The sequence below is a fragment of the Paraburkholderia sp. WC7.3g genome (assembly GCF_050436345.1).
Taxonomy (GTDB): Bacteria; Pseudomonadota; Gammaproteobacteria; order Burkholderiales; family Burkholderiaceae; genus Paraburkholderia; species Paraburkholderia podalyriae.
The window spans coordinates 317,857-332,700 of sequence record NZ_JBNDMA010000001.1; the positions used below are offsets into that span (position 1 = coordinate 317,857).

At 61.6% G+C, this 14,844-nt stretch carries 8 protein-coding genes, 2 tRNA genes, 3 rRNA genes and 1 pseudogene; all 14 read right to left on the minus strand.

The genetic code is table 11. From position 1 onward, the window contains the following. Positions 1 to 48: 48 nt before the first annotated feature. The 14 genes and pseudogenes from rrf to OKW43_RS01605 all read right to left on the minus strand — a co-directional run bounded on the left by rrf (position 49) and on the right by OKW43_RS01605 (position 14,778). A 5S ribosomal RNA gene (gene rrf, locus OKW43_RS01540) occupies positions 49 to 162 on the minus strand. A 211-nt stretch (positions 163 to 373) separates the two neighbouring features. Continuing rightward, positions 374 to 3,255: ribosomal RNA gene (locus OKW43_RS01545) — 23S ribosomal RNA — on the minus strand. Between the two features lie 366 nt (positions 3,256 to 3,621). Continuing rightward, positions 3,622 to 3,697: transfer RNA gene (locus OKW43_RS01550), tRNA-Ala, on the minus strand. Positions 3,698 to 3,750: 53 nt separating this feature from the next. Then, positions 3,751 to 3,827 (minus strand) — tRNA-Ile (locus tag OKW43_RS01555). A 76-nt stretch (positions 3,828 to 3,903) separates the two neighbouring features. Then, positions 3,904 to 5,436 (minus strand): 16S ribosomal RNA (locus tag OKW43_RS01560). The 16S, 23S and 5S rRNA genes sit together here with 2 tRNA genes alongside, the layout of an rRNA operon. Positions 5,437 to 5,937: 501 nt before the next feature. Beyond that, on the minus strand, positions 5,938 to 6,498 hold the full coding sequence (locus OKW43_RS01565) for a phosphonate degradation HD-domain oxygenase (RefSeq protein WP_187638291.1): 561 nt from the start codon (positions 6,496 to 6,498) through the stop codon (positions 5,938 to 5,940). A 3-nt stretch (positions 6,499 to 6,501) separates the two neighbouring features. After that, a pseudogene (locus OKW43_RS01570) lies at positions 6,502 to 7,176 on the minus strand (aldehyde dehydrogenase family protein). After that, positions 7,173 to 8,438: a phosphonoacetate hydrolase gene (phnA, locus tag OKW43_RS01575; protein ID WP_429444768.1), complete on the minus strand. Its 1,266-nt coding sequence runs from the start codon at positions 8,436 to 8,438 to the stop codon at positions 7,173 to 7,175. The pseudogene OKW43_RS01570 and the gene phnA overlap by 4 nt, the downstream one beginning before the upstream one ends. Positions 8,439 to 8,530: 92 nt before the next feature. Further along, positions 8,531 to 9,259, minus strand: a complete 729-nt coding sequence (locus tag OKW43_RS01580; protein ID WP_187638289.1) for a phosphonate utilization associated transcriptional regulator — start codon at positions 9,257 to 9,259, stop codon at positions 8,531 to 8,533. Positions 9,260 to 9,353: 94 nt separating this feature from the next. Next, positions 9,354 to 10,217, minus strand: coding sequence for a 2-aminoethylphosphonate ABC transport system, membrane component PhnV (gene phnV / locus OKW43_RS01585; protein WP_187638288.1), 864 nt, complete (start codon positions 10,215 to 10,217; stop codon positions 9,354 to 9,356). Further along, a complete protein-coding gene (locus OKW43_RS01590; protein WP_187638287.1) occupies positions 10,207 to 11,166 on the minus strand; it encodes a 2-aminoethylphosphonate ABC transporter permease subunit in 960 nt (319 codons plus the stop codon). The genes phnV and OKW43_RS01590 overlap by 11 nt, the downstream gene beginning before the upstream one ends. After that, complete coding sequence (gene phnT, locus OKW43_RS01595) at positions 11,144 to 12,244, minus strand: 2-aminoethylphosphonate ABC transport system ATP-binding subunit PhnT (protein WP_187638286.1); 1,101 nt, start codon at positions 12,242 to 12,244, stop codon at positions 11,144 to 11,146. Before phnT ends, OKW43_RS01590 begins: the two co-directional genes overlap by 23 nt. 73 nt (positions 12,245 to 12,317) lie before the next feature. After that, positions 12,318 to 13,409 carry a 2-aminoethylphosphonate ABC transporter substrate-binding protein gene (gene phnS, locus OKW43_RS01600; RefSeq protein WP_187638285.1) on the minus strand — a complete coding sequence of 364 codons (1,092 nt, stop codon included), beginning with the start codon at positions 13,407 to 13,409 and terminating at the stop codon, positions 12,318 to 12,320. A gap of 613 nt (positions 13,410 to 14,022) precedes the next feature. Continuing rightward, positions 14,023 to 14,778, minus strand: a complete 756-nt coding sequence (locus OKW43_RS01605; RefSeq protein ID WP_187638284.1) for a DeoR/GlpR family DNA-binding transcription regulator — start codon at positions 14,776 to 14,778, stop codon at positions 14,023 to 14,025. Positions 14,779 to 14,844: the final 66 nt, after the last annotated feature.

Genomic DNA, 14,844 nt, shown 5'->3' on the forward strand with positions numbered 1-14,844 from the left:
AACGCAAAAACCCCACCGCGAGGGGTGGGGTTTCTGACGGGGTAAGGAGCCTGACGATTACCTACTTTCACACGGGCAATCCGCACTATCATTGGCGTGGAGTCGTTTCACGGTCCTGTTCGGGATGGGAAGGGGTGGGACCGACTCGCTATGGTCATCAGGCATGACGGGTTGTTGCGTCGCGGGGTGCGCGCCACAGCCAATCTGGAAGAAGTAGTTTCTGGTGATGCTCACCAGGGTAAGGCAGGTTGTGTTGTTTCTGGCACAACACTGATCTCAACCGTGTGTGGTCTGCATAAGACCCTGCGCTTTGCGCAGGGTGGGGCATCCATAAGCGCTGAAGCGCTAACGGCTGCCGACACACACCGGTTATAGGATCAAGCCTTACGGGCAATTAGTATCAGTTAGCTCAGTACATTACTGTACGTGCACACCTGACCTATCAACGTCCTGGTCTTGAACGACCCTTCAAGGGGCTCGAAGCCCCGGGGATATCTCATCTTAAGGCGAGTTTCCCGCTTAGATGCTTTCAGCGGTTATCTCTTCCGAACATAGCTACCCGGCGATGCCACTGGCGTGACAACCGGTACACCAGAGGTTCGTCCACTCCGGTCCTCTCGTACTAGGAGCAGCCCCCTTCAAATATCCAGCGCCCACGGCAGATAGGGACCAAACTGTCTCACGACGTTTTAAACCCAGCTCACGTACCTCTTTAAATGGCGAACAGCCATACCCTTGGGACCGGCTACAGCCCCAGGATGAGATGAGCCGACATCGAGGTGCCAAACACCGCCGTCGATATGAACTCTTGGGCGGTATCAGCCTGTTATCCCCAGAGTACCTTTTATCCGTTGAGCGATGGCCCTTCCATACAGAACCACCGGATCACTATGACCTGCTTTCGCACCTGTTCGACTTGTCAGTCTCACAGTCAAGCACGCTTATGCCATTGCACTATCAGCACGATTTCCGACCGTACCTAGCGTACCTTCGTACTCCTCCGTTACACTTTGGGAGGAGACCGCCCCAGTCAAACTGCCTACCATGCACTGTCCCCGATCCGGATCACGGACCAGGGTTAGAACCTCAAACAGATCAGGGTGGTATTTCAAGGTCGGCTCCACGCAAACTGGCGTTCACGCTTCACAGCCTCCCACCTATCCTACACAGACCGGTTCAAAGTCCAATGCAAAGCTACAGTAAAGGTTCATGGGGTCTTTCCGTCTAGCCGCGGGGAGATTGCATCATCACAAACACTTCAACTTCGCTGAGTCTCGGGAGGAGACAGTGTGGCCATCGTTACGCCATTCGTGCAGGTCGGAACTTACCCGACAAGGAATTTCGCTACCTTAGGACCGTTATAGTTACGGCCGCCGTTTACCGGGACTTCAATCAGGAGCTTGCACCCCATCATTTAATCTTCCGGCACCGGGCAGGCGTCACACCCTATACGTCCACTTTCGTGTTTGCAGAGTGCTGTGTTTTTATTAAACAGTCGCAGCCACCAGTTTATTGCAACCCTTTCACCCTTCTGGCGCAGGCCAGTCAGGCTATGAGGGCGTACCTTATCCCGAAGTTACGGTACCAATTTGCCGAGTTCCTTCTCCCGAGTTCTCTCAAGCGCCTTAGAATACTCATCTCGCCCACCTGTGTCGGTTTGCGGTACGGTCACTGTGAAACTGAAGCTTAGAGGCTTTTCCTGGAACCCCTTCCAGTTGCTTCGTCGCCTAAGCGACTCGCCTCGCACCCTTGAATCCCGCGCCCGGATTTGCCAAAGCGCCTTCTCCAATGCAAGGACCGGGACTTCCAACACCCGGACAACCTTCCGCGATCCGTCCCCCCATCGCATTTCACAATGGTGCAGAAATATTAATCTGCTTCCCATCAGCTACGCATTTCTGCCTCGCCTTAGGGGCCGACTCACCCTACGCCGATGAACGTTGCGTAGGAAACCTTGGGCTTACGGCGAGGGGGCCTTTCACCCCCTTTATCGCTACTCATGTCAGCATTCGCACTTCCGATACCTCCAGCACACTTTCCAGTGCACCTTCGCAGGCTTACGGAACGCTCTCCTACCATGCACATTACTGTGCATCCGCAGCTTCGGTATATGGCTTAGCCCCGTTACATCTTCCGCGCAGGACGACTCGATCAGTGAGCTATTACGCTTTCTTTAAAGGGTGGCTGCTTCTAAGCCAACCTCCTGACTGTTTTAGCCTTCCCACTTCGTTTCCCACTTAGCCATATTTGGGGACCTTAGCTGGCGGTCTGGGTTGTTTCCCTCTTGACACCGGACGTTAGCACCCGATGTCTGTCTCCCGTGATTGCACTCTTCGGTATTCGGAGTTTGCTATGGCGTAGTAATCCGCAATGGACCCCACAACCATGACAGTGCTCTACCCCCGAAGGTGATACACGAGGCACTACCTAAATAGTTTTCGGAGAGAACCAGCTATTTCCAGGTTTGTTTAGCCTTTCACCCCTATCCACAGCTCATCCCCTAACTTTTCAACGTTAGTGGGTTCGGTCCTCCAGCACGTGTTACCGTGCCTTCAACCTGGCCATGGATAGATCACCTGGTTTCGGGTCTACACCCAGCGACTGGACGCCCTGTTCGGACTCGCTTTCGCTACGCCTGCCCTAATCGGTTAAGCTCGCCACTGAATGTAAGTCGCTGACCCATTATACAAAAGGTACGCCGTCACCCCTTCGCAGAGGCTCCGACTGTTTGTATGCATGCGGTTTCAGGATCTGTTTCACTCCCCTCCCGGGGTTCTTTTCGCCTTTCCCTCACGGTACTGGTTCACTATCGGTCGATCACGAGTATTTAGCCTTGGAGGATGGTCCCCCCATCTTCAGACAGGATTTCACGTGTCCCGCCCTACTTCTCGTACACCCAGTCCTTCCATGCTGTTTTCGTCTACAGGGCTATCACCTGCTATGGCCGCACTTTCCAGAGCGTTCGACTAACAATACAGATAACGTGTACAGGCTGCTCCCATTTCGCTCGCCACTACTCTGGGAATCTCGGTTGATTTCTTTTCCTGCGGTTACTTAGATGTTTCAGTTCACCGCGTTCGCTTCGCGTAGCCTATGGATTCAGCTACGGATACCTCAGAAGAGGTGGGTTTCCCCATTCGGACATCTCCGGATCAAGGCTCGTTTGCCAGCTCCCCGGAGCTTTTCGCAGGCTACCGCGTCCTTCATCGCCTGTGATCGCCAAGGCATCCACCACATGCACTTGTTCGCTTGACCCTATAACGGGTGTGTCTCTGTCGACCAGTGTTAGCGCTTTAGCGCTTACTCTGGTCCCATCCCCGGAGGGGACAGGTTCCCGAAGGAGTCGACCATTCACGTTCCGCTACAGGTTGAGTATTCGTGTTGCGCCGTATTCCAAAGCGATCTCTCGATCACCTTTAAAATACATCGATACAATCACAACCCTGATTCACCTACTCACACACCCATCTCCAGGCACGCTTTCGTGAATCTCCTTACTACTTCTTCCTGATTGTTAAAGAACGACAGCCGGTATCAGGCTTGTGCCTCATACCGCCCTGACTGGCTCAATCGCCAATGCGCAACGCTCTGCCTTCATGCAGAGCCCTGCGCATTGAGGATTGGTGGAGGATGACGGGATCGAACCGACGACCCCCTGCTTGCAAAGCAGGTGCTCTCCCAGCTGAGCTAATCCCCCAGTCCCACAGCTATTCCAGAGGCCCCAGCCCTTCAGCTCACCAGACAAGACACTGGTGGGTCTGGATGGATTCGAACCATCGACCCCCGCCTTATCAAGACGGTGCTCTAACCGGCTGAGCTACAGACCCCTGAGCCTGTCTGCGTTTCTTTCATCACCACAGCCGATAAGCGTGAGCACTTGACGCGAGCAATGCATAGCTCTGGAAAGGAGGTGATCCAGCCGCACCTTCCGATACGGCTACCTTGTTACGACTTCACCCCAGTCATGAATCCTACCGTGGTGACCGTCCTCCTTGCGGTTAGACTAGCCACTTCTGGTAAAACCCACTCCCATGGTGTGACGGGCGGTGTGTACAAGACCCGGGAACGTATTCACCGCGGCATGCTGATCCGCGATTACTAGCGATTCCAGCTTCACGCACTCGAGTTGCAGAGTGCGATCCGGACTACGATCGGTTTTCCGGGATTGGCTCCACCTCGCGGCTTGGCAACCCTCTGTTCCGACCATTGTATGACGTGTGAAGCCCTACCCATAAGGGCCATGAGGACTTGACGTCATCCCCACCTTCCTCCGGTTTGTCACCGGCAGTCTCCCTGGAGTGCTCTTGCGTAGCAACTAGGGACAAGGGTTGCGCTCGTTGCGGGACTTAACCCAACATCTCACGACACGAGCTGACGACAGCCATGCAGCACCTGTGTTATGGCTCCCTTTCGGGCACCCCCGGCTCTCGCCAGGATTCCATACATGTCAAGGGTAGGTAAGGTTTTTCGCGTTGCATCGAATTAATCCACATCATCCACCGCTTGTGCGGGTCCCCGTCAATTCCTTTGAGTTTTAATCTTGCGACCGTACTCCCCAGGCGGTCAACTTCACGCGTTAGCTTCGTTACCAAGCCAATGAAGGCCCGACAACCAGTTGACATCGTTTAGGGCGTGGACTACCAGGGTATCTAATCCTGTTTGCTCCCCACGCTTTCGTGCATGAGCGTCAGTATTGGCCCAGGGGGCTGCCTTCGCCATCGGTGTTCCTCCACATCTCTACGCATTTCACTGCTACACGTGGAATTCCACCCCCCTCTGCCATACTCCAGCGCTGCAGTCACCAATGCAGTTCCCAGGTTAAGCCCGGGGATTTCACATCGGTCTTACAGCACCGCCTGCGCACGCTTTACGCCCAGTAATTCCGATTAACGCTCGCACCCTACGTATTACCGCGGCTGCTGGCACGTAGTTAGCCGGTGCTTATTCTTCCGGTACCGTCATCCCCCAGGGGTATTAGCCCCGGAGCTTTCTTTCCGGACAAAAGTGCTTTACAACCCGAAGGCCTTCTTCACACACGCGGCATTGCTGGATCAGGGTTGCCCCCATTGTCCAAAATTCCCCACTGCTGCCTCCCGTAGGAGTCTGGGCCGTGTCTCAGTCCCAGTGTGGCTGGTCGTCCTCTCAGACCAGCTACAGATCGTCGGCTTGGTAGGCCTTTACCCCACCAACTACCTAATCTGCCATCGGCCGCCCCTTGAGCGCGAGGTCCCGAAAGATCCCCCGCTTTCCTCCTCAGAGCGTATGCGGTATTAATCCGGCTTTCGCCGGGCTATCCCCCACTCCAGGACACGTTCCGATGTATTACTCACCCGTTCGCCACTCGCCACCAGACCGAAGTCCGTGCTGCCGTCCGACTTGCATGTGTAAGGCATGCCGCCAGCGTTCAATCTGAGCCAGGATCAAACTCTTCAGTTCAAACCTGTTACTGTTTTCGGTCCATCTCTGAACCGGTCGCTCACTCAACGTACTGACGATGATCAATCCGTCTTCCGACAGATCAACCTTCCTCTGATACTGTGTGAGGCTTCCTGATACTGTTGCCTGACAGCAGGTTCCGCAGAACCCGCCGCCGCACCGCGCATCAAGCGCCCACACTTATCGGCTGTTAGTTTTTAAAGATCGTTCCGCCCAACCCGCAGCACCTGCACCACAACCACCGGCACCGCTTCGTTTGCGTCGCTGCATCTGCAGCAGAGAAGCGAGATTATGGAGAACTTCCTTCGGATCGTCAACAGGTTTTTATCACTCGCCTGACCTGCCCACGCCGCTGAAACCCCCGCCATCCAAGGCTTCCCGCTTCTCCGTGCCCCGGCGTCCGGAGCACGAAAGAGCGGAATTCTAGTCGCCGCCATCGGGACTTGCAAGCGATATTTTGACGCGCGCGGCGCAACCTACCGCGACCCAACGCACCTCGACTCAAGCAGTCGCATGCGCGCGCATCGCCCGTTCGACCACGGCCAAATAACGGTCGATCTCCGGCGTCGCGCGACCCTTCTCTTTCGCGCGATCGTCCCATCGGCGCAAACGCATCGCGTCTTCCGCGTACGGTTTCTGCATAAACGCCTGCGCCTCTTCCTCGCTGAAGATCCCGCCCTGCAATTGCAGGCTGCGCACCGAGTCGGCGGACAGCTGGCCGAAATAGGTGGCGTCGATCGCGCATAGGCAGCGCTTCGCGTCGACGTGCAGACGAATCGGCTCCAGCACCGCATCCGACAACACCGGCCGCAAAAACGGCAAGGCGAAATACTGATGCAGATCGTCGACACCTCGCTCCGTCGGCGTCTCGCCTTGCAGGTTCAGCAGATGCCCGAGGTCGTGCAAAAACGCCGCGGCGACCAGTTCGTCGCTCGCGCCCTCTGCCTCGGCCAGCGCGCCGCTCTGCAACGCATGCTCGAGCTGCGTCACCGGTTCGCCGCTATACGCGAGGCTGCCGTGTCGCTCGAAAAGCACACGGATATCGTCGAGACTCAATGCCACCTGTTACTCCCAAGGTAACGACAACGACTTCAGATTAGTAAAGCTCTTCATCGCTTCCTGAACGCCTTCCTTAGCCCAGCCCCGAATCCTTGATGCCGCCGAATGGCGTCAGCCCGATCCGGTAGCCCGGGACTTCGCACACATTGACCGTGCCCACGCGCAGCTCATTAATGAAGCGCGTGATCGCGTCCTGCCGGTTCGTACACACGCCCGAAGACAACCCGAACCGCGTCCCGTTCCTAATGCGGATGGCGTCGTCGAGCGTCTCGAATGCCCACTTTGTGCGCGACCTCGTTCATCGGATGATTAAATGGTGTGATCGCGGCGATCACGCCCGCGAGCGGCTCGCGCTGCGAGAACACGCGACGCTTTTTGCCATGCGGCGTCAGATCGGCAGGAGAAGCGCTGAGCGTCGTCGCGCAACGCCTCGATCGACGCAAAGCGGAACACGTCGGCGACGCGGCCGCCCTCGTAACGCGAGTCCTGCTTCGACAGCCCCGACTCGAGCGAGATCAGATCCGACGCCGGTTCGAAGCGCTCGCGCAGCAGCACCGCCGCGCGCTCGAGAATCTGCGAACGCTCGAACACGTCGAGCGTGCGGGCGCGTGTCGCGCGCTCGCCGCCGAGGCGCAGCGCTTCGGCGCGGAACGCCGGATGGTCCCGCAGCGCCGTGTTCATGATGCCGATACGTGATTGAGCGCGACGTCGAAGATATCGAAATTGCGCAGCCGATTGCCTTCGCTGCCGGCGGCCGAAGGCTGAACGCGCCGGTTGAACAGCAGCGGCACTTCCTGCTCGGAAAGTCCGCCATGCGAGCGCAGCGGCACGGTGAGCCCGGACAGGTCGTGCTCGTCGCGCCGCGTGCCGAGCACGACATGCCTGGTGCCGATCACGACGAGATCGCCGATGCGATCCTCGGGCAACCCGAAGCGCGCGCACGCGGCGCGCCGATCGAGCGCGACTTCGATTCCCGGCAGGCGACCGATCCGCGCAATCACGGACACAGCGTCGATCTCGCGCGGCAAATAGACCGTCGCGAACGAACCCAGCGCGCCGTGATGCACGACATACGGGTCGGTGATCGGCAAAATCACGCGCGCCGTCGCCGCGCCGAGCCAGTCATCGAGCAGGTCCTGCAGATAGATCACGTTCGGCTCGCCGGTCTTCGGATCGTGCTTCGCGTTCATGCCGTGGTCGGCGGTGAGGCCAATCACCCAGCCAAGTGCGTCGAGCTTCGCGAGATAGCCGTCCATCATCGCGTAGAACGCGTTCGCGCCTTCGGTGCCGGGCGCCCATTTGTGCTGGATATAGTCGGTCGTCGACAGATACATGAGGTCGAGCTCGCGTGTCTGCGCAAGCCGCACGCCGGCCGCGAACACGAACTCCGACAGCCCCGCGCTATATACGTCCGGCAACGGCAGACCAACCAGAGCGAGCACGTCGTCGATTCCATTTTCCTCGCGCGTCACCTGGTCGGCTTTTTCCGCAGAAAAGCAGATGCCCTTCAACTGCCAGCCGAGCAGCGCGCGCAGTTTGTCCTTCGCGGTGACGACGGCGACCGCGGTGCCTGCGTCGGCGGCGGCCGCGAGCAGCGTGGGCGCGCGCAGGTAGGCCGGATCGTTCATCAGCACCGCCGCGCCCGCGCCGTCGTTCGCGTCGGTGTCCCAGAAGTAGTTGCCGCAGATGCCGTGCACGGACGGCAGCACGCCGGTCACGATCGACAGGTTGTTCGGGTTCGTGAACGACGGGATCACGCAGTCGCCGCGAAACGCCGCGCCGTCCTCGAGCATCGAACCGATGAACGGCGCGACGCCGGCCGCGACCGCCGCTTCGAGATAGGCAAACTCACAGCCGTCGACACAGACGACGACCGTCGGTTGCGAAGGCAGCCGGTAGCTTCGGCCGTTGACTTCGATCGTGCGTTGCTCGAGGTGTGTCATCGCGTGCTTTTCCATTACAGGGTTGTCACTGTCAAGGTTTGATCGCCTGTGGTCCGTTCGCGGGTCGTGTTGCCGAAGCGTTCGCCGCAGCGTCATCGCCCGCGCGAGCGAGCCGCGCCCGCGGCCGCCGGGATGCGTCGCTCGTGCACCGCATCGCCCGCCACCGCACAGGCCGCATGCGCGCGCATCAACTGTGCGGCCTGCTCGGCATCGCGCGACGCAAGCGCGGTCAGAATCGCGCGATGCTCGGCCAGCGAATGCGCCATCGCGTCGCCCTGCACGACCAGCGCCGCTCGCCGAAACAGCTTCAACTCGCTGACGAGCCGGCGATACGTGTCGTACAACTTCGAATTGCCCGCCGCCGCGACGAGCGCATCGTGAAACGCGACGTTCGCGCGCGCATACGCATCGTGATCGTGCGACGCGAGCGCGGCGCGCATCGCGTCGACCCAGTCGCGCAGCACCGCGAGCTTGCCCGCGTCGATGCGCGCGGCCAGCATCCGGCACGCCGCCTCTTCGAGCACCGCGCGGACCGCGTAAATCTCGTCCGCCTCCGCGAGCGACACCGTCCGCACGAACACGCCGCGATTCTTCACGGTGCGCACCAGCCCCGCCTGCTCTAGCGCGCGAAACGCCTCGCGCACCGGCCCGCGCGACACCCGCAGCCGCGCCGCCCAGTCGGCTTCATTGAGCTTCTCGCCCGGCGCCAGCGAGCCGTCGACGATATGCCGCTCGATCTCGTCGCGCACCAGCGTCGTCAGCGAGTGGCGGCGCACGACCTCGATCGGATCGACGGAAGCTGAGTGCATATAGTCAGTCATTTTGACACATTTCGCCACATCGATCGACGCCAACTGGTTGACGTGCGTGCACCAGATCACGAAAATCGCCCGGCGGTCAGTCGGGTCGGACGGGTCAGTCGATCCGGCGGCGGGGAGCGCGCGCCGCGATCAACAGCAGCGCGACCAGCGACACCAGCAGCAGAATCAGCGACAGCGCGGAAGCCGGCAGGTAATAGCCGCGCTCCACCTGCCCGACGACGACGATTGGCACCGTCGCGAAGCCCGGCGGATACACGGTCAGCGTCGCGCCCAGTTCGCCGAGCGAAAGCGCAAAGCCGAGCGCGAGACTCGCGCGGATCGCCGGCACCAGTTGCGGCAACACGACGCGGCGCAGCACCATCGACGGCGGCGCTCCAAGGCTCGCGGCCGCTTCGCGCAGCACGGTCAGCTCGGGACGCAGCGCGGCGGCCGCGCAGCGGTAGCAGAACGGCAGCACCAGCGCGAGCTGCACGAACACGACGATCGCCGCCGAGCTCGATAGATCGAGCGGCCGCTTGTGATACGCGATCAGCACCGCGAGGCCGAGCACCACGCTCGGCACGCCGTTGGGCATCATCGCGATCGTATCGACGACGGCGCCGAGACCGCGGCGGTCCCGTCCTTCGAGCGCGAGCGCGAGCCACAAACCGAGGATCGTGCCGAGCACCGCGACGCCCATGCCGACTTCGAGGCTGGTCGTCAGCGCGTCGAAGTCGCTCGAACCGAGGCGCTCGAACCAGCGCATGCTGAAACCGTCCGGCAGAATCGTGCCGGACCAGTGTGAGGCGACGCTCGACAGCGCAACCACCAGCACCGGCAGCACGAACAGCCAGAAGCACAGCAGCGCGGCGAAGCCGAGAAACAGACTGCCCAACACACGCACCGCGAAGCCGTGCCGCACCGGCCGGCCCTTCTTGTGCATGACCGGCAGCACGGTCGGATCGAGTTCAACGGCCATGACCGGCTCCTTTCACCTTGCGACTATTGACGCGCCGGTACAACGCGTACAGCGACAACGACATCAGCAGCATCACGACCGCGCCGGCGGCGGCGGTCGGCAGATCGAGATCGACGGTGGCGGCGCTATAGATCGCGACCGGCAGCGTGATCAGATGCGCGCTGCCGAGCACCAGCAGAATGCCGAACTCGTTGAGCGTCAGCAGAAAACACAGGATCGTGCCTGCCGCGATACCCGGCCACGCGAGCGGCAGGATCACCTTGAACGCGACCATCAGGCCGTTCGCGCCGAGACTGCGCGCGGCTTCGATCAGCCGCTGGTCGAGCAACGCGAACGATGCCAACGTCGGACGCACGACGAACGGCGTATAGAACACGACTTCCGCGAGAATCACGCCGCCGATGCCGAACAGGAAATCGAGCGGCGGCGCCTGCAGGTTGAACAGCCGCTGCAGCCCGATGCTGACCGAGCCCTGCGAGCCGTACAGAAAGATCAGCGTGAACGCGACCAGAAACGACGGAAACGCGACGAACAATTCGAGAAAGCGCGTGACCATGCGCGCGCCCGGAAACGGCTTGAAGAACAGCAGCGACGCAAGCGCCACGCCGAGCAGGGAAGCGAGGCTCGCGCTCGCAAACAGGATGCCGAGCGTGGTGCCGATCACGCCGCGCGTTTCGGGGTTGCTGAAGAACGTCGCGTACGCGTGGCCCGAGAGGCCATGCGCGTCGGTCAGACTCAGCATCACGAGCCGCACGAGCGGATAAATGACGAGCGGTCCGAGCACCACGACCGCAATGAACAGCAGATGCCATTGCGCGAGGCGCTCACGCCGCTTCACGGCGGCCGCATGCGCCGCGGCGCTCGCGAGACGGCGCGCGGCGGCGTCGGCCTCCGCTTGCACGGCAAGGCCGAGCGGATCAGGCGTGTCAGGGCTTGATAAGGACGACATCGTCAGCCTCGTAACGCAGGGAAACACGCGCGGCCTTCTCCGGCGTCACGCCGTGACCGCGCTGCATCGTGACGAGCACAGGGTCGTTCGGCAGCGCATCGAGCACGACCGATACCGACAAGGCCGCGCCATACCATTCGACCGACGCGATCGCGCCGTGCACCTGCCCTTCTCCGGGCGGCACGATGCGCAGCGCCTCCGGACGCAGACACGCGACACGTTCGCGTTCGTTGTAGCGCGCGTCGTCCATACCGAACGCGACCTGCGGCGGCAGCAGATTGGCCGCGCCGAGGTAACGCGCGACGAAGCCGTCGGCCGGCGTGTCGTACAGCTGCTGCGGCGTGCCGAGTTGCGCGATACGGCCATCACGCATCAGCAGCGTGCGGTCGGACAGCACGAGCGCGTCGTCCTGATCGTGCGTCACGCAGATGATCGTCAGATTCGGCAGGCGCTCATGCAGCGCCTTCAGTTCGGAGCGCACCGACGCGCGCAGATTGGCGTCGAGCGCGGACAGCGGTTCGTCGAGCAACAGCACGTCCGGCTCGATCACGAGCGCGCGGGCGAGCGCCACGCGCTGCTGCATGCCGCCCGACAGTTGCGCGGGCATCACGTGACCGGCGTCGCCGAGTTGTACGAGCTTTAGCGCGTCGGCGACGCGGCGCGCGACGTCGCGTGACGGAATCCGCCGTGCGCGCAAACCGAACGCGACGTTCTCGAATACCGTCAGGTGCGGAAACAGCGCGTAGCTCTGGAACAGCAGACCGAGATTGCGCTTGTGCGGCGGCACGTGCGTCAGATCGCGGCCGGCCACCGTCAGCGTGCCGGCCAGACCGTCGGCCTCGATAAAGCCCGCGATGAAGCGCAGCAAGGTGGTCTTGCCGCAGCCGCTGCGGCCGAGCACGGTGAGCAACTCGCCGCGCTCGATGGTCAACGACAGATCGTCAAGCACCGTGCGCGCGCCGAAGCGGACCGTCAGGTGATCGATCTGCACGCCGCCCGGCGCGTCCGCACGCGCGGCGTCGAGCGCATCCAGCGGAGCGCCAGGCGCAGTGGGGTGAGCGAGACTGGCCGTATTCACCGGGGTCGTCCTCCAACAGAATCAATGCTGAGGCGGCGCCGCGCACTACGCGCGAAGCGCCGCCTGAATCGACTTACTTCGGCTTGACCACTTCGGTCTGTTTGCCCGACGAACCGATCACGTCGCTCTTCCAACGGGCGGTCCAGTCGGCCTTCTTCGCCATCACGTGGTTCCAGTCAACCGGAATCAGCTTGACGCCGCTGATCGCCTGCTTGACCGCTTCGCCGTTCTTGCCCGCGAGCGGCACGTCGCTGCGCCCCGGAATGCCGAAGATGTCCGGCACCTTCGACTGCACTTCGGTCGACATCAGATAGTCGATCAGCTTCTTGCCCTCGGCCTGGTTCGGGCCGTTCTTGATCAGCCCGATCGCGTACGGCAGCTGGAACGTGGTCGGCTGACCGCCGGGGGCGGCGGCGAGGAACACCGGCTTCAGCGACAGTCCGCCGTTGGCCGCGTCGTCGAGATCCATCTGCAGATCGCCGTTGGCGACCGCGATCTCATTACGCGAAAGCAGCACGTCGAGATAGCCCGTGCCCTTGGTGTGGAACTTGGCGCTCTGCTCGAGCTTCTTCAGAAAGTCGAACGCCTGGTCTTCGCCCATCAGCGACGAAGTCAGGATGATCACCGCCATACCGTCGCCGGCGGTCGCCGGATTCGAATACGCGACCTTGCCGCTGAAGTCCGGGTGCAGCAGGTCCGCGAACGTCTTGGGCTCGGTCTTCGTGACTTCCGGGTTGATCGCGAACGAGAAGTAGTTGTTCACGAAGGTCGCCCACGCGCCGTTCGGCGCCTTCGCGATGGCCGGCACGTTCTTGTAGTTGGCGCTCTGGTACGCCTGCAGCAGACCGCTCTGGTCGGCCTGCTGGATGAACGGCGGCAGCGTGACGAGCACGTCGGCCTTCGGCTGATCCTTCTCGATGGTCGCGCGGTTCACGACTTCGCCGCTACCCGCCGTGACGATATTGACCTTCACGCCTTCCTTCTTTTCGAAGGCGGGCAGCACATCCTTGTACAGATTTTCGAGGCCGTCGGCCGTGTACAGCACGACGGCGTCGGCCGCATGAGCCTGCATCGCGGCACCACCGAACGCCGCCGCGGCGACGAGCGCCGGCAGCAGTTTGCGCGCGAGACCGGCCGCGGCGTGAATGGAATTCGTCGTTTTCATGTCGCTCTCTCTCCGAAAGGCTAAAAACCAGACGGTCGGGGATAACCCATACCTGTAGTGATTGAACGGCGGCACGCGCCGCTTGCGTGTTGCCCGCTGCGGTTGCCGCGCCGGTCTGTCGTGGATTGCAGATTGCCGACAACTTTGCCGCTACTCGCCCAGCCTGACTGACAGCCGCCTACGACCCCGCGCCGCCTGCCGCGCCTGAACGGGCACGGCAAGAATCACAAGTTTCGATGACAAGGCCGTGACCATTTTGCCGAATTCCAAAAAAAGACACAATTTGCCAATTCAGGCCAACCGATAGACCTCGCCGCGCCACGCAAAAGCGAAGCGCCGCGCGCCGATACGGTGTGGATCGTACATGGCGAAAATGACGATGTATGCACGATGCGTCGGAGAAATTGCGGAGGGTGCGCCGGCGGCGGCGGCGGGCGGTGCGGTGCTCGCGGACGCGGGACTCGCGTGTCGCGCTGGCCATGCTCGGGGGCCTGCGCAGTGCGGAACCTGAAGCGAAACCCGCAGCTTTTTTTACTTAGATTTTGGCGGGTGCGCAATGGCGCTCAGAACGAGTGGCATAAGAACGCGGCCGAGACCGCCCCACCTGGCCATCTCATGCGATCAGAATCTCGGGGCCATGCGCGGTGATCGTCTTGCCGAGCGTGCGCTCGGGCGCGAGCTCCGTGACCAGATAACGCGCCGACTCGATGCCGTTGATGCGCACCGGCGTCACACGTCCGAACTTCGAATGATCGGCGACGATCAACACCATGTCGGCCGCGGCGATCATGCGGCTGCGCACTTCGGCCGCCATGCGGCTGTAGTCGGTCAGATAGCCGTCGGGTGAAATCCCGCCCGCGCCGATGAACGCAAAATCGGCGTGGTATTGCGTCAGCTGCTGCACGGTGTCGAGGCCGAAGGTGGCGTCCTCGATATCGGACAGCTCGCCGCCGAGCAGCGTCACGCGATTGTCGTTGCGCCGGCCGAGCAGCAGCGCGATGCGCCAGTCGTTCGTGTAGACCGTCAGCCGATGCCGGTCGAGCAGCGCCCGCGCTACCGCCTGCGTGGTGCTGCCCGAATCGATGATCAGCGACGCCCCGTCCGGCACGAACTCGGCCGCGCGCTCGCCGATCGCGCGCTTCGCGCCGGCATTTTCGGTTTCGCGGGTATCGAGATCGGGCTCGCGCCGATCGCTCGACAAGGCGCCGCCGTGCGTCGTCACGAGCAGGCCGCGGCCGGCCAGCGCATTGAGATCGCGGCGGATCGTTTCGCGCGATACGTTCAGTTCGCGCACCAGTTCGGCGACCGACAGCGCGCCGTTCTTTGCGACTTGCGCGAGGATGTATTGATGACGTTGTTCTGCGAGCATCTGTGAAGACCGGAAACCGGCACGCTTGAGTTTCGCCGTGGTTGAGGAAGGCCGCCGTATTGTATT

What these genes read in the sequence shown, in the direction of transcription:
- phnA (WP_429444768.1), bottom strand. Translation starts at nt 8,438, where the DNA reads ATGACACACCTCGAGCAACGCACGATCGAAGTCAACGGCCGAAGCTAC.
- OKW43_RS01580 (WP_187638289.1), bottom strand. Translation starts at nt 9,259, where the DNA reads ATGACTGACTATATGCACTCAGCTTCCGTCGATCCGATCGAGGTCGTG.
- phnV (WP_187638288.1), bottom strand. Translation starts at nt 10,217, where the DNA reads ATGGCCGTTGAACTCGATCCGACCGTGCTGCCGGTCATGCACAAGAAG.
- OKW43_RS01590 (WP_187638287.1), bottom strand. Translation starts at nt 11,166, where the DNA reads ATGTCGTCCTTATCAAGCCCTGACACGCCTGATCCGCTCGGCCTTGCC.
- phnS (WP_187638285.1), bottom strand. Translation starts at nt 13,409, where the DNA reads ATGAAAACGACGAATTCCATTCACGCCGCGGCCGGTCTCGCGCGCAAA.
- OKW43_RS01605 (WP_187638284.1), bottom strand. Translation starts at nt 14,778, where the DNA reads ATGCTCGCAGAACAACGTCATCAATACATCCTCGCGCAAGTCGCAAAG.